Origin of the sequence: Bacillus cereus group sp. BfR-BA-01331 (genome assembly GCF_022663915.1) — a bacterium.
Lineage (GTDB): Bacteria > Bacillota > Bacilli > Bacillales > Bacillaceae_G > Bacillus_A > Bacillus_A mycoides.
This window is the reverse complement of sequence record NZ_JAKUGJ010000006.1, coordinates 237,444-262,427: the sequence shown is the minus strand read 5'-3', so window position 1 is coordinate 262,427 and position 24,984 is coordinate 237,444. Positions and strand designations below refer to the sequence as shown.

The following is a 24,984-nucleotide window of genomic DNA, read 5'->3' as shown; positions in this document are numbered from 1 at the left end:
GCTTTCGCGAGAAATGAAAGTTTAAATGATAAAAAGATATTCGTAACATGAAACATATATAATAGAAGAAACATGATTTAGAGGGACGATATCGTTATGAATTGGTTCACGAATTGCAGTAGAATTATCCCGCTATTTGTGGGCAGTAAAATCCCCACTGATTATAGTTTCACTTTATATAATAGAAGTTAGAGGTTCTTATTTTTGTCAAAACGTCGATGAAATTACATTTGCCTTCAACAAAATAAAAAACGTAGGAGTGTAAACTCCTACGTTTTTTTATTTACTCATATCGTAAACATTCAATTGGATCAAGTTTAGCAGCTTTGTTTGCTGGTAGTAAACCGAATGCAATACCGATTAGCATTGAGATACCTACTGAAAGAAGTCCAAGTTCTTTTGAGATAACGAGTGGCCATCCGGCAAAGATTGAGACGATCCAAGCGAAGAAAATACCGAGCATGAATCCGATGAAACCACCGAGTCCTGTTAAAATACAAGATTCAATTAAGAATTGTGTTAATACTTTACCGCGCGTTGCACCAAGTGCTTTACGAATACCGATCTCACGTGTACGTTCTGTTACAGATACAAGCATGATGTTCATTACACCGATACCACCAACAAGTAAGGAGATAGCGGCAATGCCACCGAATACCATTTTCATCATACCGATGGATTCGTCTAATTGCTTCGTAAATTCACCTAAGTCCTGTGCTTCGAATTTGTGCTCGAATTTAGGAGCTTTCATGTCGTTTAAAACAGAAACAGCTTGTTTTTCTACACTTTTACGTTCGGCCGGAGAGGTCATTGTTAATTTTACAGAGTCATACTCATTTACTCCTGAAATGACAGGCGCGTTTTCAAGAGATGTATAACCTTCAGGCATAGCCATTCCAAATTCGTTTTTCGTTTCGTATACACCGACTATTTTATACGGCTTTCCTTTTACATCTGTGTATAGATTTGATTCCCAACCACTAAATAATTTGTTGAAAGCTTCTTCATTTAATATAACAGCAGGAATTGCTTGGTTTAATTCGCTGTCGTTTAATTCACGACCGTGAACTAATTTTATTTTCGAATCTGTCATAAAGGCGCCTGTTCCACCTTTTAAATCAAGAGAGACATCTTTTGAACCAGAAGATGCTTTTACTTTCATACTTACATCTGGATAAACATCTTTAACGCCTGGTACAGTTTGAAGACGTTTTAGCATATCGGGTGTGATTTTGGCACTATCAGTTCCATAATCAGGGTTGTTGTAGTAAATCGTTACTTCAGTATCTTTTCCTTGGCCTAACTCTTTTTTAAACTTTGCATTTGTACCATCACCCATTGAAATGATAGTAATAATGGCGCTAATACCGATAATAATACCTAGCATTGTTAATATAGAACGCATTTTATGAGCAAAGATAGAGGAAAGGGCCATGCGTATATTTTCACTCGTGTTCAAAATTAACCTCTCCAATCTTGGACGATATTTCCGTCACGAATTACAATTTGACGTGCTGCTGCTTCCCCAATTTCACGATCGTGGGTAATCATAATGATTGTTGAGCCTTGTTTGTTTAATTCGTAAAAGAGATCCATAATTTGTGTACTTGTTTTCGTATCAAGTGCACCCGTCGGTTCATCTGCTAAGAGAAATTTCGGGTTATTTACGATTGCACGTGCGACTGCGACACGCTGCTTTTGTCCACCTGACAATTCATTTGGTAAGTGAGTAGCACGATCAGCTAAACTGACTTTTGTTAAAGCTGCTAATGAGCGCTCACGTCTTTCTTTTTTATCGACTCCAGCGTAAATAAGAGGTAGTTCTACATTTTGAAGTGCTGTAAGTCTCGGTAATAACATAAAGTTTTGGAATATGAATCCGATCTCTTTATTACGAACATGTGCAAGTTCTGTTTCAGACATGTCTGAAATGTTTTGACCAGCTAGTTCGTACGCACCTGTCGTTGGCTTATCTAAGCAACCGATAATGTTCATTAATGTTGATTTACCAGAACCAGATGGTCCCATAATAGAAGTGAATTCTCCTTGGTTTAGTGTTACATCAATTCCGTGTAATATTTGAACGGACTCTGCACCATTTTGGAAAGATTTCGTGATGCCTTTTAAGTTAATCATTGAGTGACAACCTCCATACCGTCTTTTAAGTCTTTTTCAGGTTTAGAGATAATTTCCTCTCCTTTTTTCACTCCAGAAACTTTTGCTTCGCTATCTGTCTCGAATTCAACAGTAACTGCTTGTTCTTTGGCTTTACCGTCTTTTACAACGAAGACAACATTTTTGTCACCTTTTTTCACAATGCTGCTTTTCGGAACAATCGTACCAGTTGCTTCGCCAGATTTACTCGTTACGTAAACATGGAAGCCGTTTTGTAATTCTTCACTATTATCTAATGTGACAGTGAATTGATAATTAGAAACAGTTTTGTTTTCGTCCATGCTCTTTAATGGTGTAGAACCGATTTCTGTTACTTTTCCTGTCCAAGTCTTACCAGCGACAGTTTTTGATGAAACAGTTACTTCTTGCCCAACTTTCATACTAGCAAGTTCATATTCAGAAAGTTGACCTTTTACTTTAAATTGACCAGCGTGACGAAGTGTAATGCCACTCATACCAGTTTTTTCATCAGCAGTTTTTACGATATCATCAATTACACCGTCGGCTGGACTCGTTACAGAAAGTGTGTTTACTTTCTCTTTTGCTACTTTAATCATTTCATCAGCTTTTTCTACTTCAAACTTCTTCATTTCAAGTTGTGATTCTAATTGCCCAACTTCAATTTCTGATGCTTTTAATGCTTCAGCGGGAAGGCCTGCATTTTTATCTTTTTGTAATTTTTGTTTCGCTGCATCAATTTGTTTTTGGAACAATGTTACTTCTTTTTGTGCGATTTTCTTTTGCATTTCTGCTTCTGTTACACCTTGTTTAGCAGTAGGGTCATTATATTTAAACAGAAGCTGACCTTTTTTCACTTCATCACCTTTTTTAACAGCTAATTCATACGTACCTTTTGTTGGATCGAATGAAATTGTTTCAATACCATTTGGAATAACTTCGCCGCCAAATTTTTGTGCATTTTCAATTTGTTTTTCAGTAATTTTATAACCGCTATATGCCATTGCTACTTCTGAACCACCGCCAGCAAATGCAAAATATGATCCAGCTGCAATTCCGATCGCTACTACACTAGTAATTAACACTTTATTTTTCTTCTTCATCTATTTATCACCTTTTCGTTCGTTTTAGTATCTACATTAAGTATAGAAGAGGTGAAGAATCTGACAAATCGTTTTAGCTTACAATAACCTTACAGTTTTGTAAGGTATCGATATGTAAATGTAATGTAGAGGTTGTACATGGTTTAAGCAGATGAATTGACTCGTTGTTTCTTTCTAACAATAATATTGTATGAAGGAGAGGAGGAAGGAAGATGGAAGCTTATTTTAGTGCGCATCCATTAAAACCATTTATTCCATACTCAAGGCAACACGTCCTTATATTATTTATTATGTTGGTGGGGATATTTTTTCTGTATCAATACCAAGATATATTACGGCAAAGTGAGTGGAATATAGCGGTTCGATATGCGATTGCATTTTTATTTATTGGGAGTGAAATTGGGCTCCATATGTGGGAATGGAAAGCGAGGATTTTTGAACTAGGCACTTCATTACCATTCGAGTTATGTACGATTAGTTTATTGTTAGCATCGATTATGATTGTAACGAAAAGTTATCGCATATATGAGATTGTATTTTTTACAGGAATTATCGGTGCATCACAAGCTATTTTAACGCCGAACGTGCAATATGCTTTTCCGCATTTTCGCTTTATAGAATTCTTCGTTGCACATGTATTACTCATTTGGGCACCACTCTTTATGACGTGGGTAGAAGGATATAGACCGACCTTGCAATCAATTAAGCGTACGATGATATTTTTAAACATAATAATTCCAATCGTTTCTTTTGTGAACTACAAAACAGGTGGCAATTATATGTTTTTAGCTCGTAAGCCAGAAACTGCTTCATTACTCGATATGTTAGGGCCACACCCTTACTATATTATTTCATTAGAAATAGCTGCACTTATTGGATGTTTTATTTTGTATATGCCGTTTGCGAAAAGAGAAGGGCATGCGCATAAAGAATCACTAGAATCATAACCTAGTGATTTTTTTTATGTATAAATATTTACAATTCAGAAAATTAAGAATAAAATTAAAGGGGAAATTATATAGAGAGAGAAGGGAAAACGTGGTCAAAAAAGTTTTTCTGAATGGGATGGAAGTGACGGTTCAATTTATTATTTCGATTTTGGGTATTATTTTTTTAGGGGCACTGCCAAAATTATTTTATGGATTTGAGTTGCATGCATCAAAGTACATACAGAGTTTAAAAGAAGTGTTTGTGAACTTAATGGATATCTCCAATTTTCAATATGTGAGAGGTAAATTTTTATTTCCGCAGTTGTTCGTCCATTATAAAGAAACGATTGTGATTTTTTTGGCGGCTTTTTTCATTTCATTATTTGTAGCATTTTGTATTGTTTATGTCATTATGAATAGTTCACCGCGTATACAGCATCGCATTAAATCATTTCTCATCTTCCTAGAATCTATTCCAGACATTCTACTTATTTTAGCATCACAAATTTTAGTTATATGGTTTTTTAAAAGAACAGGCTTTTTACCTTTTCAAATTGCGTCAATTGGAGGCGAGTCGATTAGAGGATTGCCGATATTTTGTTTGAGTATACCGACTACGATTCTGTTTGTAAAAATGTTAGTGCTTCGTTTTGAAAATGAGCTAGAAAAAGATTATGTACTATTTGCTAAGGCGAAAGGGCTGAATCGTTTTCATATTTTAAATCGTCATGTTTTACGAAATGTGTTGCTTAGTACACTTTACTTTGCGAAAACGAATATCTTTTTTATGTTATCTAATTTATATATTATAGAATGGATTTTTAATACGGGTGGTATTTTTATGTTTTTGAAATCGTATGAGAGTATTAGGGTTGAGGTTTTCATCGTTAGTGTGCTGCTTATTTATATTCCGATTTTTATTTTGTTTAAATTGTTTCATTATCTCATTCCAGCTGCGATGAAGGAGAGACTATAATATGTGGACGTATATAAAACGCGATAAAAGATTTTGGATAAGCATTGGGTTTCTTCTCATATTAGTTCTTTTGAGCATCGGAAATACGATATGGAATGATGGACATATTAGACAAGTTACATTGCAATATGATGCGGATGAAAATCCACAAGTGCCACCGTTTTCACCTTCATTACAATTTTTGCTTGGGACAGACCGGAAAGGATACGACCTGTTACATTTAGTCATTGAAGGTGCGAAGTGGACGATTGGTATATCTATTTTAATTGCGGCACTTAGAATGGTGATAGGTGTGTTTTTTGGTGTTGTGCTTGGAACATATGTAAAAAGAGGGTTTTCAAAAATCGAGGCTTTTTTTGATAGTTTTACAGTTATTCCAACAGTTATGATTGCGTATTTTTTTCTTCACCTTGCAAATGCATTTGGGAGTGGGGAGGAAACAACAACCTTTTTTGAAAGAGCTTCGTTTCAAGTTTTATTACTTGTAATGCTTGTGATGCCAGTTATTGCACTGTATGTTGCGAAGGAAGTACGTAAATTGAGAACCGAAGAATTTATTGAAGCTGCGTGCATATTAGGTGGATCGAGAAGGCACATTGTTATAAAGCATATTTTCCCGCATCTCTATATGACGTTTATACTCGTATTTCTTCAGCAGTTTACGCAAACTCTTACTATTTTACTGCACTTAGGATTACTGGAAATATTCTTTGGCGGAACAGTTCAGTTTTTAGGACCGATAGAAGAAATAGAATCTTACACTCATGAATGGTCAGGTTTAATTGGAGTCTATTTTAGATCATTAACAGTGAATCCGTGGATTCCGCTCGTTCCCATCACATTTTTTGGACTTACTATTTTTTCAGGAAATATGATTGTAAAAAGTATAGAAGAGGCGATGATGAAAGTAAGGTTAGGAGGAGAGATAAAGAAGGACGTTGCAGAAGAGGAACAATCTGCTGTGCAGTCAAAAGAAGAGTTATTTACTTTTAAACATACGATGTGAAGAACCTAGGAAACTAGGTTCTTTTATTTTGTTATATTACAATATCGTAAGAGAGATGTAATGAAAATCGATAGGGGAGAAATACAATTTTGTGTACACTTCATGTATAGAGAAATGTGAGAGCAGGTGAAGGTGTACGATGGATTTTTTAGAAGTATCAAAACGTAGTATAAAACGAAATATGAAAGATTATTTTCTATACTTTATTTCATTAGTAGGCAGCATTATTATTTATTTTACATTCGTATCGATTAAACGAAATGAAAGTGTAGTAGCTCTTTTAAAAGAGTCGGATAAAGTGGAAACGACATTTACGTTCGCACAAATATTGTTGATTATCTTTTTAACGATATTTGTTTTTTATTGTAATAGCTTCTTTTTGAGAAAGAAGAAAAAAGAAATTGCGCTATATAGTTTATTAGGTATCCGTAAAGAAGAAATTGCGAAGTTACTCTTTTATGAAACGTTATTAGTTGGTGCTGCGGCAAGTGTATTAGGTATTATTTCTGGTTTATTTATAGCGAATATATGTGCAGGGCTTCTTGTGAAGTTAATGGGAAGTGCGTTTACGTTCACATTTACGATTTCATTTTTATCTATAGTAGAAGTCCTTATAACGATAGGTGCGATTTTCTTTATTGCATCATGGAAAAGTAAAAAGTTAATTTATGAGCATCGTTTAGTTGAATTACTATATGGTGAAAATCAGAAAGAAGAGGCACCTACGTATTCAAGTAAGAAGGCAAAACGAGCGATTGTTTTATTAATGACAGGTTATATAATTGCGTTACTCACACAAGTTTTTGGGTTTGGAGCAATTTTTATTACAGGTCTACTTATTTTTGGGTGTATTGTAAAAGGTACGTTTTTACTATTTGAGCAATATACAGTGAAATCACTCCATAAAATAAAGGGAGATAAAACGAAATATTGGAATGGAACGAACATTTTATCCATTTCTTCATTGTTCTTCAGAATAAAAGGAAACGTAAAGATGCTGGCGCTATTATCTTTATTAAGTGCGGTAACGTTATGTACGATTGGAATTAGTTCTAGTATGTATTATGGAGCGCAGAAGACAGCGGCATTAATGAATCCAGTTAGTTATGAGTATGTAACAACTGGAAAAGGATTAGATAAGAAAGTTAGAGAAGAAATTCAAAAGCATGAGTTAGCAATCAAACATGAAACGTCTGTAGCTATGATCTCTATGCAAGGGAAGATAGATGGAGAACAAATATTAACTGGGTATTTAATAGGTAATGGTAATGTACAAGTTATAAAAGAGTCGGATTTTAATAAATCAGCTTCTATGTTAGGTAATAAAAAAGCTGTGCTTCATTCGGAAAAGGAAGCAATTTTATTAGATCCGTATAAATCATATAACATTGAAAAGAGTTCGCTTGAAGGAAACAACGTGTCTTTTGAAGGGATGAAGAATGGTATAACAATTGTTGATCATCGTGAGGAAACAATTGTTAGTGCGAAACTGGCACCGGTTGGACTTGTTGTTCAAGATTCGTTATTTAATAAGTTGCAGCAAGGAAATGCTGTTTCAAAGGTAAGTGGATTTATCGTTGAAGGAAACGGTAGTAGAGAGCTAACGAAAAGTTTAGGGACTATCCTTTCAAAGGAAGCGAGATTCCAATCATTTGAGCAGGCGAGCCAATCTGAATTGCAAGATGGTGCAGTGTTGTTATTTGCAAGTGTATTTTTAGGGATTGTTTTTATTCTTGCTACTGGCTGTATTTTATACTTTAAACAAATAACAGAAGCGCTGGCAGAGCGACCAGCATACGGAATGTTAAAGAAAATCGGACTAACGAAAAGAGAAGCAACAGAGTCTGTAAGAAAACAAGTAGGAGCGATTTTCGTAGTACCATTACTGCTTGCGATTTGTCATACATTCTTTGCATTTTTAAGTTTGATGGGCTTTACAGGAATGTTTGAATATAGTCTTCCTTTACTAGGTAGTATAGGAGTGTATATCATGATTTACTTAGGCTACTATATGTTAACTGTTCGCTCATATACAAATACTGTATTCAGCGATAGAAAATAAAAAGAAGCAAGCATGGATTGCATGCTTGCTTCTTTTCTTTATTTTGTAGAAACTTCAGCTGCAGCTTCTGTTTGCGGAATACAGTATCCAATTATACCACCGATTATTGCTGGAACGATCCAGCCGATTCCTAAGTTATAAAAAGGAATTGTGTGTACGATATTAGCGATAAAACTTGGTATCATTCCCACATTATCAAGTGCATGAATACAGCTAATAATGAATGCTGCGATCATCGCTCCGATATAGACAGAAGGTTTACGTTTCGTATATTTATCGATAAATGATACGAAAATTAAAATGATTGTAATTGGATATAAAATAATTAATACGGGTAATGTAATTTTGATTAATAAACTTAATCCTAAGTTTGAAATAACGAAGCTAAAAATACAAACGTATAGTACAAGCTTCTTATATGAAACATTTGTTAATACTGTTGTGAAATAGTTGGCGAATGCACTTACAACACCGATTGCAGTCGTTAAACAAGCAGCTATAATTGCGATACTTAATAAAACATTACCGCTTGTCCCAAAAAATTGATACATAATAGTTGCTAATAGTTGACCGCCATTTTCAAATTGTCCTAAGTTTCCGTTTGAAGCGCCGATATAACCTAGTAAGAAGTAAACAATTGTTAAGAAAAGAGCCGCAATGCTTCCGCAAATAATTGTATATTTCGCAATGGATTTCTTATCTTGTATACCGTTTTGGCGAATTGCATTTACAACAATCGTTGATAATACGAGTGCTCCGATTGCATCTAACGTTAAAAAGCCTTCAAGAAATCCTTTGAAAAATGGAATTTCTTTATAGTCACCAACAGGTTCTGCAAATGATCCTGGTGAAAGAATCGCTTTTGTTGCCATAATTGCAATAATTCCAAGCAAAATTGGCGTTAATATTTTTCCGATATGATCTACTAATTTGGATGGATTTAACGATAAGAAGTAGACGACTATAAAGAAAATCGCACTAAAAACTAACATAGAGTACCATTGATCTGGGAAAAGTGGTGCAATCCCAATTTCATAAGATACAGTTCCAGTTCGTGGAATAACAAATAGTGGGCCGATGGAAAGATAAATAATGATAGCGAATACTGCTGCGAATTTTGGGTGAACACGGCTCGCTAAAGTATTAAAACTACCACCAGCAAGGGCAACAGCGACGATAGCTAGTAAAGATAAACCGACATCTGTAATAATAAATCCTGTAATGGAAACCCACATATTTTCTCCGGAAGAAAGACCGAGAAGAGGCGGGAAAATCATATTACCAGCACCGAAGAAAACTGCGAATAGTAATAAACTAATCGAAAGTATTTGCGCTGGTTTTAAAGTTGTACGCATATAAAGAAAAGCCTCCTAATGAGCGTTTTTTTGTCGAAAATTCAAATAATTTGTCGATTGACTGTTATTATTTTAAAGGTCTGATGACTAGAAAGCAAGAGGGAATTTTAAAAATATTTTAAAAAAATGCGTAAAATTGAATAAATATACTATTTATATGTTAATACAGGAAGAATTTCACTTTTAACGTAAAAAAACACATATCGCTAGGATATGTGTATTAAAAATAAATTTGCCTATCACGTTCTTCTTTTAAAATTTCTACAGCCTCTCGGAAACGTTGAGAATGGACAATTTCTCGTTCGCGTAAAAAGCGTAAGCTATCATTTATATCGGGGTCGTCTGATAAATCAATTAGCCATTGATAAGTCGCTCGTGCTTTTTCTTCAGCTGCAATATCCTCGTATAAATCTGCGATAGGATCTCCTTTCGCTTGAATGTAAGTGGCAGTAAAAGGAACGCCACCTGCATTATGATAAAACAAGGCGCTGTCATGATTCGCATAATGCGCGTCTAATCCGGCAGCTTTCATTTGTTCAGGTGTTGCATCTTTTGTTAATTTATAAATCATTGTAGCAATCATTTCTAAATGGGCGAACTCTTCTGTACCGATATCGGTTAGTAAGCCAACGACTTTGTCAGGAATTGTATAACGTTGATTTAAGTAGCGAAGAGCAGCAGCCAGTTCGCCGTCCGCACCGCCATATTGTTCAACTAATAATTTGGCGAGTGCTGGATTACAAGTACTCACTTTAACTGGATATTGTAATTTTTTTTCATAAATCCACATAGTTTCTCTCCTTTATCCCGCTATTTGCTGCCCGTAAACTCCACTTGATTAAAGTTTCATTTTATATTTGCCATGGCCACGGTCCTTGGCTCCATTGCCATGGAGCGTTAGAATAACTATTTCCGAACTGCTGAAGTGGCCCGTATTTTTCTTCAATTTTTTGTTGTAATACTCTTCGTTTATAGGAGAAATCATTGAATTGATTTATAGCTGCAGTATCGTCGGGATGCGTATCTAAATAGAGAGTAAGTTCAACTAATACAAAGTCTAATTCTTGCAGCTCTTCAATCCATTTGTAATATTCATCAGGCAATGTTTGTGTCACGTTTTTATTCACCGTCCTTTTTTGTAAGGATTTTCATAATAATCATAAAATGCAGGCCATAAAGTCCCTTTTCTTAAAGCTTCTTTTGGTGGGAATTGGGGTAAGTTAGGTGGTTGAAAGCCTATAAATAGGTGTGGGGGAGTTGAGTAATATTTCTTTCCAATTGGAGGGCAAGGATCGTTTGGGCCATGAAAAGGTATGTAGGATTTCATAAATTCATCCATGTTACACGCCTCCTTTATAAATGAAATATTCATCACTACGTATTGTATTCGTACATAATTGCAAATTATGACTCATATAGAAAACTAAAAGGGGCAGGGGGAGTGCGGATGGAAAGTGTTACAACATGTATTGTATTAGAATCTAAAAACTTAAAGGAAACATTATATTTTTATGAAGGAATTCTAGGGTTTAAACCGAGCAAGGAGAGGCCACAAATACGTGTAACAGGTGTGTGGTATGATATCGGCTCAACGAGAATTTGTTTTGTTGTAAACAGGGGACTGGGAGAACATAGAGAGACTGTCACATCATCAGCTACGGAGATATTTTTAAGAACCTCAGATATCGAGCGGATAAAGAAAAAGTTAGAGTTTTATCATATATCATTTGTGGAAGATTGCTGTGGTGAAGAAGTAAGAATAACTTTCTATGACCCAGATCGTTTTAAACTCCAATTTGTATCAAAAGAGAATACAGAATAGCTTCTTTTGTAATGTAATAATCTTAATGGCGATGAAAAAAATATTGACAAGCTCCTCCAAATATTTTAATGTGATTGTATAAAATTGTGTATATAAAGGGGAGTAACTTATTACAATAAAGTCGTCATTACAGGGAGAAACCCTCGGCTTTATTGGCAACGATTTCGTTGTTAGTGAGACCTTTACCAGCAATGGTAAAGGCCCCTTATTGTTTTTTTAGGACCTTACCATAGTTGGTAGGGTCCTTTTTGTATACAAAGAGAGGAGAAATAAAAATGAAAAAACTTTTTAGTAGATTAAGAGTTGTATTTCATGTCCGCCGTTTTGTTCCATTCCTATTTGACTTTTTCACTTCAAAAGAGGTTTCCATAAAGAAGAAAATCTTATCCATTGCTTTTTTAGTAGGGTATGTTGCGATGCCGCTCGATTTAATTCCAGACTTCTTACCGTTCATCGGTATTTTAGATGATATTGGAATTGTGTTGTTCATTTTGAACCGAATCGTAAAGATGGCACCAGTACAATTGCGAGAAAAGCATAATGTAAATATAGGATAGGGGTTAAAAGTATGGAGCAAATTATTTTAGATATAATCCAGTATTTAAAGCAGTTTTCTTATTTTGGAGTTGTGTTAGCTTTAACGTTTGAGTTTATTCCAGCAGAGGTAGTTTTGCCTATGGTTGGATATTGGGTATACGAGGGTGATATGAATTTTTGGCTAGCTGTATTAGCTGGAACACTTGGTGGGACGACAGGGCCTTTAACTTTATACGCGCTCGGTTATTACGGAGGGCGCCCTATATTAGTGAAGTATGGGAAATACTTCTTCATTAAAGAAGAACAAATTCAAAAAGCAGATGATTTCTTTGAGAAATATGGGCCGGTTGTAGCGTTTTTAGGACGCTTCATCCCGGGAGTTCGAACGCTTATTTCCGTTCCATGTGGTATGGCAAAAATGAACATATGGAAATTTAGCATATATACATTTGTAGCAATGTTCCCATTAACGACTTTGTATATTTATTTTGGAATGAAATTAGGTCCGCATTGGGAAAAAGCAGGGGCTATTGTTGGGGAGTACATGTTACCTATATTAGTCGTTGTCCTTGTAATTGTGGCTTGTATCTTAATCTATAAATATATGAAAAAGAGGGACAAAACGGAATCTATTTAAAGATAAAGGCGCATAATTTTTGGTGAATATAGATGAATAATACAGGCAAAGGACTCTTAAGGACATACACATATAAGGAATAAGTAAGAGAGAGGGGAATTTTCTATGGCTTGTGAATGCTCAGGGGCGGCGTTAACTTGTTGCCCAGATAAAAATTTTGTACAAGATAAAGTGTGTAGTCCATGGTCAGGAACTGTAGTTGCTACTGCAATTACAAATGTGCTGTATAACAACAATATTAATCAAAATATGATTGGAACAGGGTTCGTTAGGTATGACGTCGGGCCAGGTCCAATCACGCTGACAGTTTTGGATGCAACAGGAGCTACACTTGATACACAAACATTAAATCCTGGAACGAGTATAGCTTTTACGTACCGTCGTTTCCAGACAATTGAAGTAACTTTACCTGCTGGAACAGCTGGAACATATCAAGGAGAGTTTTGTATAACAACACGTTATCCACTTTCATAATAGAAAAGGAGAGGACTAAGATGTGCAATTCTAACTTATCATGTTGTTCCAGTAAAACACTTGTTCAAGATCAGGTGTGTATAGATTGGGCTGCTACTGGTGCGGTCACTGAAACGGTATATACGAATAATATTACACAAGACTTGTACGCATCTGGATATGTAAAATATGATGTGGGTGTAAATCCAGTTACAGTAAACTTTCTAGTAGGAGCGACAGTAGTTAATACAATTACTGTACAACCACAAAGTAGTGGATCGTTTACAGTAAGGTATTTTACTACAATTCAAATTGTAACAACAGGGACGGCAACGAGCCAAGGGCAATTATGCCTTACAGTGCGTTATCCGATTTCATAAGGAAAAGCATACCGTAATGGTATGCTTTTTTGTATAGTTTGTAAGTTAGGGTGGTAAAGAATTTTATAAGCAAAATGAGAATTGGCAACAATATTTTCCCTCTATATATTGAATTGGGTTATTTGGAATATTAACGATTGTCACAGATTGTAATGATTGACCTGTATATGACATTGTGTTGCCAGGATAGACAGTAAAAGTATTTGTCACCTGCCCAATAATTTGAACGGTAATCCCTCCAGTACTACTAGTGCTATTATACACAGAAATGGTACCTGATATTTTAAGTAAACCATCTCCTTCCCATAAAACTAATGTGGAATTTTCAGAAGGTGGAGGGATTTCTTTTGTTATAAAAAAATTACCAGCGAATTCATTCGTGACTAGTTCACAGCTTGGTGGTTTAGGTGGGTTAGGTGGATCGTAGGGAGGGCAGATGATAGATAAAGGGGCATAGCAGCCGATATTTTTTTTACAAGCCATTAATAGTTCCTCCCTTCATAGCTACTATTTATTACTATTAAATGTTGTAAAGCGATAGGTTGTGTTAATAAAGGAGCGAAAAATTTCACGAAAGATGTTTAATAGGCTTACAGCTCATAATAAGTTATGAGAGTCTTTGACACTCCCACCCCTAAAGGGGCAAGCTGACTAACGTCAGTGGGATTCTAGCTACCAAAGGCGAAGTCCATTTCTGGTATCGCTGACGTGCAAGATTGCGGTGTGCCATCACCACTCCCACAACAGACCATATAGGTTCGTGGGCTTTCCCGCATCATAAATTCTGTAAGACAAAAGGTGGTTGTATAAGATAATACAAGTAATGTGGGATGTTACACAAAATTGACTGTATATTTACAAAACTTAAATAAATTTCATTCTTAATTCAAACTAAGTTAATATGCATTCGATACAATAACCATTGTAAATAGTTTATTATATGAGGAGGATTTACGTGGAAAGAACTGCTTTAAGAAAAGTAAAAGGACTTATTGGATTATTGATGGTTTTTGTATTAGCATTCGTGTCATTTCCGTGGAGTGCGTCGGTTAAAGCGGAAGAGAAAAAGCAAGAAAAGGCACCAAGTGAGAAGAAGCTTGTTTTTCCAGTTGTAAGTGATGTGCATATTAAAGATAGTGGAACAGATGATACGTTCCGCTGGAAAAGAGCGATTGAGCAATTTAATACGCTTGCACCAAAGCAAGATGCGTTTGTCATTGTAGGTGATTTTACTGATTCGGGTTCAGTAAAGCAATATGATCGTTTTATGCAAGTGTATAACGAAAATGCAAATAAAGATGCGGTACGAATGAATTCTCTAGGTAATCATGATTATTGGAACGGCTTATCTGTAGAGGGAGCACAGAAGCGTTTCTTAGAAAAGACAGGAATGGAATCGATTTATTATCATAATGTAGTAAAAGGGTATCACTTTATCGTAATGTCACCAGAGGATGGAACAACGCATGGCTATTATTCGGACAAGCAAATTAATTGGTTAAAAGAAGAAATGGCAAAGGCACAAAAAGATGATCCAGAAAAACCGATTTTTGTGTTTTTACATCAACATATTAAAGATACAGTGTACGGTAGCCAAGAATGGGGAACGAAAGATAGTGCAAAAATTAATGCGGTATTAAAAGAATTCCCACAAGTAATTACGTTTTCAGGTCATTCACATTATCCGTTAGATGATCCAAGATCGATTCATCAAAAAGACTTTACGTCTGTTGGAACATCTTCTGTAAGCTATATGGAAGTTGAAGGTGGTAAAGTACAAGGGAATATCCCGCCAGGAGCTAGTACATTAAGCCAAGGTTTATTAGTAGAGGTAGATGACAAAGAGGTAACGATTAATCGCCGTGATTTCCATACAAACTCTTGGACAGGTGAGCCTTGGAAAATTAAATTACCAACGAAAAAAGAAGGATTCAACTATGTAGAAGATCGTGATAAAGAAAAGCCATACTTTGCGAAGGATGCAAAGCTTGCTGTATCAAATGTAACGGAAAATGCGGCAACAGTAACATTCCCGCAAGCATTGGACAACCTTCTTGTTCATTCTTATCGCTTGCAAGCAAAGGATAAACAAACAGGTGAGATTAAAAATAAGCTATTAGCGTTCTCTGAATTTTATCGTGATCCAGTGCCAAAAGAACTTACATTTACGCTTGCTGGATTAGATGGCGGGAAATCATATACACTTGAAGTGGTTGCAATTGATTCGTTTGGCAATGAAAGTGAGCAACCATTAACTGCAGAAATCACAACGAAAAAAGATAATATTGATCCGAATGTGAAAGTACCAAAGGCAGACGTTTTTGATGTGAATTTCTTAGATGGTACATTTAAAGATAACTCACCGTTTGGGACGAAAGGTGATGTGAAAGGGAATGTATTTATTGAATATGATAAAGCTCTGAAAACAAATGTAATGAAATTAAATGGAAAAGCAAATACATTTGGGTACCTTCCATTTTCAGCAGCACAAAAAGAAAAAGTAGCGAATACGTTTACGTTAGAAACTGTATTTTCGATGAATGAAATTCGTGGACAAGGAATTTTACAAAATACAGAGAGTGGCGGAATTGGTTTTGAATCTACAGGAAATGGATATGTAGAACTATGGGCTCATATTGGTGGCAGTTATAAACGTGTAGGCGTTCAATTAGCAGCAAACAAAACGTATCATTTAACAGGAACGTATAACGGTAGTGAAGTAGCAATTTATGTAGATGGTAAAAAAGTAAATAGTCAACCAGCTCAAGGGAAAGTATATCACCCGAACGTGCCATTTGCACTTGGTGCAGACCCAGATAGTAACGGAAATGGTGGTATTCCGTTAAATGGACAAATTGCGCTTGCAAAATTATATAGTAAAGCGTTGAGCTCTTCAGAAGTATTAGCAGCATATAACGAGTTTTCTAATCGTACAAAATTAGAGCAAGTAAATGCGTTATATGAAGAGATTGCGAAAGTGAAAGAAGTATTGGCAGGTACTTATGAATTTGGTGAAAAATCAGGTCAGTATTCACAAGCAGCTTTTAACGAATTACAAAGAAGTTATGACAATGCAAAGAAAGTGTTTGAGAATATAGCAAGTACAGGAGAACAAATTGTTCAAACGTATAATGAATTAAAAACAGCAAACCAAACATTTGTACAATCAAAGGTAGCAGAAGAGCAGCCAAAAACACCGAAAGAAAAATTAAAAGTGAATGTTGAGTTTGCAAAAGCTTTAGTAAAGAAAGCGCAAGATGGAAATGTAACAGACGGTTCTGTTAAATCATTAAGTCAAAAAATCACAGTTGCAGAAGCTGTGTTAAAAGATAAAAATGTAAAAGATGAGTATGTGGAATCAATGAATCGTACGCTAGAGCACGCTATTTCACTTGTTGAAAAAAGCATCAACAAATAAGGTATAAGAAAAAGAAGCTTATCATGATAGGCTTCTTTTTTGTTATACTAAAAGTAGCATAGAAAAAGGGTAATTAACTGTTACGATTTATTTAACCAACTATAACTAAAGTTAATTAAATATATCAGTAAGCCCTGTTAGTCAAGTGATTGGCTAGTAGTGAGGGTTAAATGCGGGCAATCCCTAAAGCTGATTGAACTACAGCGTGGCTAGAAATAGCGAGCGTGAATGTCGCGAAAGCAGAAAAAATCAATCAGATCGTGCAAGGTTAAATCCTAAACACTAGAACAATGGGTCTTCCGCCTCGAATCATCTAAGTCAAAATTGATAAGATGAACGTTCAACGACTATCTCGTATAACTGACGAGAGTACACCACAAGCCTATGGTGGTGGAAAAATCCTCTATCTCTAGTAGATAAACATATAGTCTGCGCTCATGTGAAAACATGAGAAGTTCATAAGAGAACTGGCTAAGGAATTGCGCCCTTAGTTGAACAAGATAAATTTTATTAAATCTATCAAACTTCATTGAAAATATCGAACGTACGTGCTATGTTAGGTTCAATGAGGTGAGAATAATAATGAAATTTTCACGAGTTAGTCAAGTATCGAAATTAACAGGTTTGTATCCGAGTAGTCCTAGGAGAATGCTGGTGGAACACGCTACTATTCAGAAGAACAAATCTTTCATTAAAGAAGTTAAATTCTGATGATATTAGCGAAGAAAGTCAGACTGATTCCAACGCCTGAACAAGAAAAAGTGCTTAGAAACCATGCTGGAGCTGCAAGATTTGCTTATAACTATTGTAAAAGAATGAGTGATAGATACTATAAGCTATTTGGAAAATCTGTTTCACAGTTAGCTTTACAGAAACGATTTACAAAGATCAAGAAGCGAAAGCAATATGAGTGGTTAAAAAATATCAACGCACAAGTTCCCAAACAGGCTTCAAAAGATTTTGACAAGGCGCGAAAACATTCGTTCGAAAAGTACCAAAATGGTTATCACACTTCTTATAAAACCAAAAAAGATTTAATTCAAGGATTTTATGCCAATTATGAAAGACTGATTATAGGAAAGAAAGTAGTTGATATTCAGTCCATTGGAGAAGTGAAAACAAGCCAACAACTACCAGGAAACAAAAAACCATCCAATCCAAGAGTTACATTTGATGGTCGTCACTGGTGGATTAGTGTAGGATTCCAAGAAGACTTTGAATTACAAGAACTAACCGATGAGTCGATTGGTGTGGATGTTGGTTTAAAAGAGCTGTTTGTAGCTTCTAATGGTACGAAAGAACGAAATATAAACAAAGATGCTAAGGTTAAAAAACTTTTGAAAAGGAAAAAGTCAGCGCAAAGAGATATGTCTAGGAGATTTAAAAAAGGTGTAAAAATTCAATCTGCCGGATATGAAAAAGCTAAAGCGGAGCACCTGCGGTTATCTAGGAAAATTATGAATATCCGAAATAATCATATCCATCAAGCAACAGCTAAATTGGTGAAAACCAAACCAATGAGAATTGTTGTGGAAGACTTACCTATCTCAAACCTGTTAAAAAACAAAAAACTATCGAAAGCATTTTCATTTCAAAAATTAAACTTCTTCTTTCAATGTTTGTCATACAAGTGTGAGAAGTATGGCATTGCGTATGTAAAAGCTGATAAATGGTTCGCCTCAAGCAAGATTTGTTCATGTTGCGGAGTTAAATACGACCATTCAGTTCAACCAGAAGGACAGTGGAGTTTAAAAATACGTGAGTGGTGTTGTGCTTCATGCAATAGCCATCACGATAGGGATGTAAATGCGTCGATAAATTTATCAAGATGGGTAAAATAAATGCTTGATAATAGGAGGTAACGATACTGCCTCGTGTGGAGTGTTATACCCCTCGTCCCTTTGGGGTTGCGAGAACACGATGAAGCACTAACTTGTGTAAATTTGATTGAATTGTATAGATTTAGTTAAGTTTATCGTATCGGAAGACGAACCAGTTACCGGCAGTTGAACTGAAGGTTGAAAAAGGGCAATGTGTTGTTTTGCAATGCAACAATCATACAGCTAAAGTGTTGCACCGCATCATTATCGGTGAAGAAGAAGCTTCAACTGGTAATGTACTATTTGAAGGCACAGCGATTGGAAAGAAGAATTATTCCCGCATTGGCTTTTGTTTTTTGAAAGATGAAGCATATGATCGTTTGAAGGTGAAAGAATACTTCAAATTCTTATTAGGACTTTATGAATCCAATATGAGTATGGAAGAAGTAGTACAATATGTCGGCCTCCTAGATAAGTTAAACGTTAAAATAGAAAAATTGTCATTTTCAGAGAAACGTCGTCTTCATATTGGGAGGATTATGATTCATAATCCGGATTTAGTTATTTTAGAAGAGCCAGAGCAAAATGTAGATACAGAGAGTACGATTATTATTCGAAAAGCGATTATGAAAATGAAAGAACAAGGAAAGGCAATCTTTATTACGTCCTCCTTTTTATCAGATGCCCTTTCGCTGACAGAAGATGTATACATATTAAATCAAGATGGTGTGAAAAAGATAGAAATAGAGCAAGAAGAAGTTGATGAAGTCGATGAAGAAAAAGTAGTTCAAATGATTCCGCAAATGAAACTTGAAAGAATTCCAGCGAAAGTGAACGATAAAATCATTTTACTGGATCCGATGGAGATCCATTTCATTGAAACGCAAAATGGAGTGACACATATTCATGTGCGCGAAGGAGATTTCGTATGCGCATTAACATTAAGTGAATTAGAAACAAGATTAACAGGATTCGGATTTTTTAGATGTCATCGCTCGTACCTCGTTAATTTACAAAGAGTACGAGAAGTTATTACGTGGACTCGGAATAGTTTTAGCTTAATTTTGGATGACGAAAGAAAAAGTTCAATCCCACTTTCAAAAGGAAGAATGGATGAGTTAAAAGGTGTAATTGGGATATAAAAAATGCTTCGATAAGCTCAAAATACGATTCATTCAACAGTAAAAATACTCCTTTTACTGGTATTTTACTGCGTAAACCCTTTGTTTTTCATATGATTGAGTCAAGAAAAGCGAAACAATCAAATCGAAACTTGCGAAAGCAAATTTCATCTATAAAAGAAAAACAAAGGGGATGACGAAATGACATTGGCAATTGAAATGAAAGATGTAATGAAAAGTTTCGATGGAAAAACGGCCCTTCGAAATGTAAATATTGAGGTAAAGCAAGGAGAAATCTTTGGATTCCTCGGACCGAGTGGATCTGGGAAAACGACAACCGTAAAAATATTAACATCTCAATTGCTTCATAGTATTGGAACGGTAAGAGTGTTGGGGAAAGACATTACAGGACCAAGCAGCATCGATTACAAACGAATCGGCATTTTAACAGACAATAGCGGCTTATACGAAAGACTTAGCATTTATGATAACTTACTATTATTTTGTGACTTATACGATTGCAAAAAAGAACGAATTGATGAAGTGTTAGCACAAGTGAACTTATTGGATGATAAAAAAACACAAGTGAAAAAATTATCAAAAGGAATGAAGCAGCGTGTCACGCTAGCGAGAGCGATCCTTCACAAACCAGATATCCTCTTCTTAGATGAACCAACATCTGCACTTGATCCAGTAAACGTACAAAACATTCATAAAATCTTAAAAGACTTAAATAAAGAAGGAACAACGATTTTCTTAACAACGCACAACATGGACGAAGCAGAAACGCTTTGTAACCGTATTGCCTTTCTGTGCAGCGGAGAAATTGTAGCTCTTGATACACCGGAAAACCTTCGCTTGCAATACGCGAAAGATCAAATACGAGTCGTATTAACAGATAAGAAGAGAGAAATAGTGCAAAAAGATGAATTAGGTGCAAAACGTATTTCAGAATGGATGAACAAAGGTGAATTGCTATCTATTCATTCACACGAACCAACGTTAGGTGATATCTTTATTGAAGTTACTGGGAGGGGATTATAATGACATTTTCAATGAGACGTGTATCAGCTATTTTTAGAAAAGAAGTACAAGATTTTAAGACAAATTCACAAGTGTTGTTAATGGCATTTTTACCAATTATATTTTCATTTTTATTTAGCAGATTTGGAGCGGGGAAGGAAATGTTAGGCACTACTACTATAACGGCCTTCCTATTTGTCGCAGGCTTTGTTCAATCTATGGTAATTGCAGAAGAAAAAGAAAAACATACACTACGTGTGTTAATGTTATCCCCAGCATCTTCTGTTGAAGTTCTTCTTGGAAAGAGTTTATTAACAGCGGGTCTGACGATGGTCATTTGTATTGCAAATTTATTCATTTTAGATCAGTTAAATATCAATCTTCCATTGGTAGGATTGATATTCCTATGTGGAACTATTTTATTTATCGTGCTTGGAACAATGATCGGATTACTTGCATCTTCTGTACCACAAACATCATTAATTGGAATGCCTATTTTAATGACGATGTATTTAGCTGTACAATTTGAGTCACTAGTTGAAAATAAAACAATTAAGACGATGATTGAATATCTTCCAACATCTCATATTGTAAAAGCAATTAACAGCTTAGTAGGTGGGGCAGGATTTAGTAGTATTAGTGGGCATGTACTAAATGTTGGAGTGTGGCTTATTCTTTCGCTTATTGCATGTTTAATCGTATATAAAAAGAAACAAATGGACTAAAAACTGAGCTGAAACGCTCAGTTTTTTCCTTTTTCTATCATTTCCTCGGAAATTTTGCAATTCCTATACATATTTTTACAGATTTTGTCGAAAAGTAATTAGTTATAGGTTGTATAGGATGAGTGAATATTGTTCAAAATGATTGCTGAGGTGATGATGGAATGCGAGGAAGAAATAGTAAAAAGTCGCAAAAAGTAGTACATTTATTTCAAAAAAGATGGGTGTTTCCGGCACTATACATTGCTTGTGCAGCGGTAATCTTAATGGTTGCGCTATGGTTTCAGGGAGCTAATCCAAAGAAAGCTCCGAACCAAGATCAAGCAACACCGTATACACAAACGGAAGATCCAGCAGTACCAGTAACAAAATCTTCAGAAGTAGTGAAAATGCCAACTGCAGCAAATGCAGAAGTAGTAGTACAGAAGAAATTCTATGAAGATGCAGCATCAGAGGCGGAACAAGAAAAAGCACTTGTCTTTTATAACAACACATATTCCCCGAATAAAGGAATTGACATTGCTGCGAAAAACGGAAAAGAATTCGATGTTACAGCTGCTTTAAGTGGTACAGTAACGAAAGCTGAAAAAGATTCACTTCTTGGTTATGTTGTAACAGTAGATAGTGGAAATGGTGTAGCAGCATCTTATCAAAGCTTAGGCAGTGTGAAAGTAGAAAAAGGTGCAAGAGTCGCGCAAGGTGAAGTGTTAGGAAAATCAGGTCTAAATGCAATGAATAAAGATGCAGGTTCTTACGTTCACTTTGAAGTACGTAAAGACAATGTGGCTGTGAACCCTGAGCGTTATTTAAATAAATCAGTAGCAGAAATTAAAGCTGATGCAGGTGCTGCAAAGGCGACAAATGCTTCTGGTAAAAAAGCTGATGACAAATCTCAAAAAGAAGAAAAGTCGACAAGCACGAAACCAGAAGATAAGTCTCAAAAAGAAGAGAAATCAACAAGCGGCTCGACTAGTGATAAAGAGACGAACGGCAAACAAGATGAGAAATCTCAAAAAGAAGAGAAATCAACAAGCGGTTCGACTAGTGATAAAGAGACGAACGGCAAACAAGATGACAAATCTCAAAAAGAAGAAAAATCAACGAATGGTTCTACAGAATCATCTAACGGTTCTTCTTCACAAGAATAATAAAGTGAAAAAATCAGTTCTCATTAGGAGAGCTGATTTTTTTATTTTCATATAAAAATAATCAATTTCGAGAAAAAAGTTGCAATAACAAGGAAAAATGACGAGATTCTCGAATATATATTACAAAAGGGAGGGGATACTGTGTCATTTTTATCTGTTCTGTCGATTGCTATCATTTTATTGTTTGTTTTATTCGCTTTATATTATTATATTGCCGGTAAGAAAGAAGTTCCCCACCATCAGTTATTAGAAGAAGAATATGAAAGAGAAGAGTGACACCTTTTATAAAGAGGTGTCACTTTTTTTCGCCATAATTGTCATCGTTAACGTATTTCTCACAAAAAAACGTAATTTTTCTTAACTTAGTCCGCAAAAATAGTGAACATGTAGCATATATCAGTAGTGCGGGCAATACAATGGTATAAACCAATGCAAAGAGAGTGTTTGAGGTGAGAAATCGTGAATCATTTCATTATAAATCCAAGAATGTTTAACGCTTACAAACAGCACTCACATTTACTTCATAGTCGTATGCAGCGAGTCTCATTTCACACTTCTCACATCCAATTTAGGGAGGCGAGTGGTGTGCACGATTACATCAAAGAGAGAACTATCAAGATTGGCAAGTATATCGTGGAGACAAGAAAGACAGTGCGTGTAATCGCAAAGGAGTTTGGGGTATCAAAGAGTACAGTCCATAAAGATTTAACAGAACGTTTGCCAGAAATTAATCCAGAGCTGGCAAATGAAGTGAAAGAAATTCTTGATTATCATAAGTCTATTCGTCATTTAAGAGGTGGAGAAGCAACAAAGCAAAAGTATAGAAAAGAAGATACAGAAAACCCTGTGCGCCAATAAATCTAAAATAGCAAACATTCCTTGTGAATTCGGTAATATTTTTCAGAAGAATTCTTTTTGCGAATATTACGTTTCTGTTAAATTTATGATAAAATCAGAAATTAGGTGTAAAAGAATTCGGGTGTAACCTGATTTTGAATATCGAGGAGGAAATGACGGGAATGTTTGCGCGAGATATCGGAATTGACCTAGGTACGGCTAACGTATTAATTCATGTTAAAGGTAAGGGTATTGTATTAAATGAGCCATCTGTTGTGGCAATTGATCGTAATAGTGGAAAAGTATTAGCAGTAGGTGAAGAAGCAAGAAGTATGGTGGGACGTACACCTGGTAATATTGTAGCAATTCGTCCACTTAAAGATGGTGTAATCGCAGATTTCGAAATTACAGAAGCAATGTTAAAGTATTTCATTAACAAATTGGACGTGAAGAGCTTCTTTTCAAAACCTCGCATTTTAATTTGCTGTCCAACAAATATCACATCTGTAGAACAAAAAGCAATTCGTGAGGCTGCTGAACGTTCAGGTGGTAAAACAGTATTTTTAGAAGAAGAACCAAAAGTAGCCGCAGTTGGTGCGGGTATGGAAATCTTCCAGCCAAGCGGAAACATGGTTGTTGATATTGGTGGAGGTACAACAGATATTGCCGTACTTTCTATGGGTGATATTGTTACCTCTTCCTCTATCAAAATGGCTGGCGATAAGTTTGATCTGGAAATCTTAAACTACGTTAAACGTAAGTATAAGCTATTAATTGGAGAACGTACTTCAGAAAATATTAAAATTAAAGTTGGTACAGTATTCCCAGGTGCACGTAGTGAAGAGCTTGAAATTCGCGGACGTGACATGGTAACAGGTTTACCACGTACAATTACAGTATGCTCTGAAGAGATTACAGAAGCACTAAAAGAAGACGCAGCTATCATTGTACAAGCTGCAAAAGGCGTACTAGAGCGCACACCACCAGAACTATCTGCGGACATTATCGACCGCGGTGTTATTCTAACAGGCGGTGGAGCTTTATTACACGGTATCGACATGCTTCTAGCAGAAGAATTAAAGGTACCAGTATTAATCGCTGAAAACCCAATGCAATGTGTTGCTATTGGTACAGGTATTATGTTAGAGAATATTGATAAACTACCAAGACGTGCTTTGAAATAAAGTGAAAAAGAGCTAAGGGAAAACCTTAGTTCTTTTTTTTATTTTTTTAATTCTAGTTTTTTACGAAAACGGAAGAAAAATAGAGAAAAACAAAGGAATAGGGCGATATATTCATATATATAGTTAAATTTAATGTTTTCTTATTTGAAAACGTATGTAATATAATGATTCGGAATACGACATTAAGGCAAAGAATGTTTAAATACATATTGCCTTTCCCTAATTTGGGCATACACTCTTTTCTACCTCCGTGTCAGTTGCTGGGAAGTGCAACTATTTTAATGGAATAGAGTGTATGCATTTTTTTATACATAGGAA

General features: G+C 35.5%; 27 protein-coding genes. 19 read left to right on the top strand and 8 right to left on the bottom strand.

Annotated elements, in window-relative coordinates; translation table 11 throughout:
* Window positions 1-283: 283 nt before the first annotated feature.
* The 3 genes from MR155_RS14065 to MR155_RS14055 are packed head-to-tail and all read right to left on the bottom strand — an operon-like array spanning window position 284 to window position 3,236.
* Window positions 284-1,435 carry an ABC transporter permease gene (locus tag MR155_RS14065; protein WP_444992544.1) on the bottom strand — a complete coding sequence of 384 codons (1,152 nt, stop codon included), beginning with the start codon at window positions 1,433-1,435 and terminating at the stop codon, window positions 284-286.
* Between the two features lie 26 nt (window positions 1,436-1,461).
* The gene (locus tag MR155_RS14060) at window positions 1,462-2,136 is read right to left on the bottom strand and encodes an ABC transporter ATP-binding protein (RefSeq protein ID WP_016101751.1); all 675 of its coding nucleotides are present in this window, start codon (window positions 2,134-2,136) and stop codon (window positions 1,462-1,464) included.
* Window positions 2,133-3,236 (bottom strand): efflux RND transporter periplasmic adaptor subunit, encoded by a 1,104-nt coding sequence (locus MR155_RS14055; RefSeq protein WP_088038535.1) that lies wholly within the window; start codon window positions 3,234-3,236, stop codon window positions 2,133-2,135. Before MR155_RS14055 ends, MR155_RS14060 begins: the two co-directional genes overlap by 4 nt.
* Before the next feature lie 212 nt (window positions 3,237-3,448).
* Here MR155_RS14055 and MR155_RS14050 point away from each other — a divergent pair, with 212 nt between their 5' ends.
* The 4 genes from MR155_RS14050 to MR155_RS14035 all read left to right on the top strand — a co-directional run bounded on the left by MR155_RS14050 (window position 3,449) and on the right by MR155_RS14035 (window position 8,209).
* Window positions 3,449-4,183, top strand: coding sequence for a YwaF family protein (locus MR155_RS14050; protein WP_242310260.1), 735 nt, complete (start codon window positions 3,449-3,451; stop codon window positions 4,181-4,183).
* A 91-nt stretch (window positions 4,184-4,274) separates the two neighbouring features.
* Window positions 4,275-5,141 carry an ABC transporter permease subunit gene (locus MR155_RS14045; protein WP_219299939.1) on the top strand — a complete coding sequence of 289 codons (867 nt, stop codon included), beginning with the start codon at window positions 4,275-4,277 and terminating at the stop codon, window positions 5,139-5,141.
* Window position 5,142: 1 nt separating this feature from the next.
* Window positions 5,143-6,147 (top strand): ABC transporter permease, encoded by a 1,005-nt coding sequence (locus tag MR155_RS14040; RefSeq protein WP_219299937.1) that lies wholly within the window; start codon window positions 5,143-5,145, stop codon window positions 6,145-6,147.
* 139 nt (window positions 6,148-6,286) lie between these two features.
* Complete coding sequence (locus MR155_RS14035) at window positions 6,287-8,209, top strand: FtsX-like permease family protein (protein WP_242310258.1); 1,923 nt, start codon at window positions 6,287-6,289, stop codon at window positions 8,207-8,209.
* A gap of 38 nt (window positions 8,210-8,247) precedes the next feature.
* Here MR155_RS14035 and brnQ2 read toward each other — a convergent pair whose 3' ends face one another.
* The 4 genes from brnQ2 to MR155_RS14015 all read right to left on the bottom strand — a co-directional run bounded on the left by brnQ2 (window position 8,248) and on the right by MR155_RS14015 (window position 10,903).
* Complete coding sequence (gene brnQ2 / locus MR155_RS14030; RefSeq protein ID WP_242310256.1) at window positions 8,248-9,564, bottom strand: branched-chain amino acid transport system II carrier protein BrnQ2; 1,317 nt, start codon at window positions 9,562-9,564, stop codon at window positions 8,248-8,250.
* A 220-nt stretch (window positions 9,565-9,784) separates the two neighbouring features.
* Window positions 9,785-10,354, bottom strand: coding sequence for a spore coat protein CotJC (cotJC, locus tag MR155_RS14025; RefSeq protein WP_002010774.1), 570 nt, complete (start codon window positions 10,352-10,354; stop codon window positions 9,785-9,787).
* A gap of 61 nt (window positions 10,355-10,415) precedes the next feature.
* Window positions 10,416-10,679 carry a spore coat protein CotJB gene (locus tag MR155_RS14020; protein WP_000194953.1) on the bottom strand — a complete coding sequence of 88 codons (264 nt, stop codon included), beginning with the start codon at window positions 10,677-10,679 and terminating at the stop codon, window positions 10,416-10,418.
* Between the two features lie 8 nt (window positions 10,680-10,687).
* Entirely contained in the window at window positions 10,688-10,903 is a 216-nt protein-coding gene (locus tag MR155_RS14015; RefSeq protein WP_242310254.1) for a spore coat associated protein CotJA, read from the bottom strand.
* A gap of 108 nt (window positions 10,904-11,011) precedes the next feature.
* Between MR155_RS14015 and MR155_RS14010 the strand changes: the two genes are divergently transcribed.
* The 5 genes from MR155_RS14010 to MR155_RS13990 all read left to right on the top strand — a co-directional run bounded on the left by MR155_RS14010 (window position 11,012) and on the right by MR155_RS13990 (window position 13,393).
* Window positions 11,012-11,386, top strand: a complete 375-nt coding sequence (locus MR155_RS14010) for a VOC family protein (RefSeq protein ID WP_113936730.1) — start codon at window positions 11,012-11,014, stop codon at window positions 11,384-11,386.
* Window positions 11,387-11,661: 275 nt separating this feature from the next.
* Window positions 11,662-11,943, top strand: coding sequence for a YkvA family protein (locus tag MR155_RS14005; protein WP_242310252.1), 282 nt, complete (start codon window positions 11,662-11,664; stop codon window positions 11,941-11,943).
* 11 nt (window positions 11,944-11,954) lie between these two features.
* On the top strand, window positions 11,955-12,560 hold the full coding sequence (locus MR155_RS14000) for a DedA family protein (protein WP_242310251.1): 606 nt from the start codon (window positions 11,955-11,957) through the stop codon (window positions 12,558-12,560).
* A gap of 105 nt (window positions 12,561-12,665) precedes the next feature.
* Entirely contained in the window at window positions 12,666-13,034 is a 369-nt protein-coding gene (locus MR155_RS13995; protein WP_016093264.1) for a DUF3992 domain-containing protein, read from the top strand.
* A 20-nt stretch (window positions 13,035-13,054) separates the two neighbouring features.
* Window positions 13,055-13,393, top strand: a complete 339-nt coding sequence (locus tag MR155_RS13990) for a DUF3992 domain-containing protein (protein ID WP_016093263.1) — start codon at window positions 13,055-13,057, stop codon at window positions 13,391-13,393.
* Between the two features lie 63 nt (window positions 13,394-13,456).
* Here MR155_RS13990 and MR155_RS13985 read toward each other — a convergent pair whose 3' ends face one another.
* Window positions 13,457-13,876: an S-Ena type endospore appendage gene (locus MR155_RS13985; protein ID WP_219299925.1), complete on the bottom strand. Its 420-nt coding sequence runs from the start codon at window positions 13,874-13,876 to the stop codon at window positions 13,457-13,459.
* A gap of 472 nt (window positions 13,877-14,348) precedes the next feature.
* On the opposite strand from MR155_RS13985, the gene MR155_RS13980 reads away from it, so the two are divergent.
* The 10 genes from MR155_RS13980 to mreB all read left to right on the top strand — a co-directional run bounded on the left by MR155_RS13980 (window position 14,349) and on the right by mreB (window position 24,666).
* The gene (locus MR155_RS13980) at window positions 14,349-16,811 is read left to right on the top strand and encodes a LamG-like jellyroll fold domain-containing protein (RefSeq protein WP_242310249.1); all 2,463 of its coding nucleotides are present in this window, start codon (window positions 14,349-14,351) and stop codon (window positions 16,809-16,811) included.
* 582 nt (window positions 16,812-17,393) lie between these two features.
* Window positions 17,394-17,522, top strand: coding sequence for a hypothetical protein (locus tag MR155_RS31790; RefSeq protein ID WP_265324693.1), 129 nt, complete (start codon window positions 17,394-17,396; stop codon window positions 17,520-17,522).
* Complete coding sequence (locus MR155_RS13975) at window positions 17,522-18,652, top strand: RNA-guided endonuclease InsQ/TnpB family protein (protein WP_242310247.1); 1,131 nt, start codon at window positions 17,522-17,524, stop codon at window positions 18,650-18,652. The genes MR155_RS31790 and MR155_RS13975 overlap by 1 nt, the downstream gene beginning before the upstream one ends.
* Before the next feature lie 170 nt (window positions 18,653-18,822).
* On the top strand, window positions 18,823-19,773 hold the full coding sequence (locus MR155_RS13970) for a LytTR family transcriptional regulator DNA-binding domain-containing protein (protein WP_242310301.1): 951 nt from the start codon (window positions 18,823-18,825) through the stop codon (window positions 19,771-19,773).
* A gap of 180 nt (window positions 19,774-19,953) precedes the next feature.
* Window positions 19,954-20,796, top strand: a complete 843-nt coding sequence (locus MR155_RS13965) for an ABC transporter ATP-binding protein (RefSeq protein WP_242310245.1) — start codon at window positions 19,954-19,956, stop codon at window positions 20,794-20,796.
* The gene (locus MR155_RS13960) at window positions 20,796-21,500 is read left to right on the top strand and encodes an ABC transporter permease (RefSeq protein WP_242310243.1); all 705 of its coding nucleotides are present in this window, start codon (window positions 20,796-20,798) and stop codon (window positions 21,498-21,500) included. Before MR155_RS13965 ends, MR155_RS13960 begins: the two co-directional genes overlap by 1 nt.
* Window positions 21,501-21,661: 161 nt before the next feature.
* Window positions 21,662-22,645 (top strand): stage II sporulation protein SpoIIQ, encoded by a 984-nt coding sequence (locus MR155_RS13955; protein ID WP_002167338.1) that lies wholly within the window; start codon window positions 21,662-21,664, stop codon window positions 22,643-22,645.
* Between the two features lie 141 nt (window positions 22,646-22,786).
* Window positions 22,787-22,921, top strand: coding sequence for a hypothetical protein (locus MR155_RS13950; protein ID WP_002016211.1), 135 nt, complete (start codon window positions 22,787-22,789; stop codon window positions 22,919-22,921).
* Between the two features lie 309 nt (window positions 22,922-23,230).
* The gene (gene spoIIID / locus MR155_RS13945) at window positions 23,231-23,503 is read left to right on the top strand and encodes a sporulation transcriptional regulator SpoIIID (protein WP_002089714.1); all 273 of its coding nucleotides are present in this window, start codon (window positions 23,231-23,233) and stop codon (window positions 23,501-23,503) included.
* A gap of 161 nt (window positions 23,504-23,664) precedes the next feature.
* On the top strand, window positions 23,665-24,666 hold the full coding sequence (gene mreB / locus MR155_RS13940; RefSeq protein ID WP_113936204.1) for a rod shape-determining protein: 1,002 nt from the start codon (window positions 23,665-23,667) through the stop codon (window positions 24,664-24,666).
* Window positions 24,667-24,984: the final 318 nt, after the last annotated feature.

Coding starts and splice junctions, on each gene's coding strand:
- MR155_RS14065 (WP_444992544.1), bottom strand. CDS start 1,435: ATGGCCCTTTCCTCTATCTTTGCTCATAAAATGCGTTCTATATTAACA.
- MR155_RS14060 (WP_016101751.1), bottom strand. CDS start 2,136: ATGATTAACTTAAAAGGCATCACGAAATCTTTCCAAAATGGTGCAGAG.
- MR155_RS14055 (WP_088038535.1), bottom strand. CDS start 3,236: ATGAAGAAGAAAAATAAAGTGTTAATTACTAGTGTAGTAGCGATCGGA.
- MR155_RS14050 (WP_242310260.1), top strand. CDS start 3,449: ATGGAAGCTTATTTTAGTGCGCATCCATTAAAACCATTTATTCCATAC.
- MR155_RS14040 (WP_219299937.1), top strand. CDS start 5,143: ATGTGGACGTATATAAAACGCGATAAAAGATTTTGGATAAGCATTGGG.
- MR155_RS14035 (WP_242310258.1), top strand. CDS start 6,287: ATGGATTTTTTAGAAGTATCAAAACGTAGTATAAAACGAAATATGAAA.
- brnQ2 (WP_242310256.1), bottom strand. CDS start 9,564: ATGCGTACAACTTTAAAACCAGCGCAAATACTTTCGATTAGTTTATTA.
- cotJC (WP_002010774.1), bottom strand. CDS start 10,354: ATGTGGATTTATGAAAAAAAATTACAATATCCAGTTAAAGTGAGTACT.
- MR155_RS14015 (WP_242310254.1), bottom strand. CDS start 10,903: ATGGATGAATTTATGAAATCCTACATACCTTTTCATGGCCCAAACGAT.
- MR155_RS14010 (WP_113936730.1), top strand. CDS start 11,012: ATGGAAAGTGTTACAACATGTATTGTATTAGAATCTAAAAACTTAAAG.
- MR155_RS14005 (WP_242310252.1), top strand. CDS start 11,662: ATGAAAAAACTTTTTAGTAGATTAAGAGTTGTATTTCATGTCCGCCGT.
- MR155_RS14000 (WP_242310251.1), top strand. CDS start 11,955: ATGGAGCAAATTATTTTAGATATAATCCAGTATTTAAAGCAGTTTTCT.
- MR155_RS13995 (WP_016093264.1), top strand. CDS start 12,666: ATGGCTTGTGAATGCTCAGGGGCGGCGTTAACTTGTTGCCCAGATAAA.
- MR155_RS13990 (WP_016093263.1), top strand. CDS start 13,055: ATGTGCAATTCTAACTTATCATGTTGTTCCAGTAAAACACTTGTTCAA.
- MR155_RS13985 (WP_219299925.1), bottom strand. CDS start 13,876: ATGGCTTGTAAAAAAAATATCGGCTGCTATGCCCCTTTATCTATCATC.
- MR155_RS31790 (WP_265324693.1), top strand. CDS start 17,394: ATGAAATTTTCACGAGTTAGTCAAGTATCGAAATTAACAGGTTTGTAT.
- MR155_RS13975 (WP_242310247.1), top strand. CDS start 17,522: ATGATATTAGCGAAGAAAGTCAGACTGATTCCAACGCCTGAACAAGAA.
- MR155_RS13965 (WP_242310245.1), top strand. CDS start 19,954: ATGACATTGGCAATTGAAATGAAAGATGTAATGAAAAGTTTCGATGGA.
- MR155_RS13960 (WP_242310243.1), top strand. CDS start 20,796: ATGACATTTTCAATGAGACGTGTATCAGCTATTTTTAGAAAAGAAGTA.
- MR155_RS13955 (WP_002167338.1), top strand. CDS start 21,662: ATGCGAGGAAGAAATAGTAAAAAGTCGCAAAAAGTAGTACATTTATTT.
- mreB (WP_113936204.1), top strand. CDS start 23,665: ATGTTTGCGCGAGATATCGGAATTGACCTAGGTACGGCTAACGTATTA.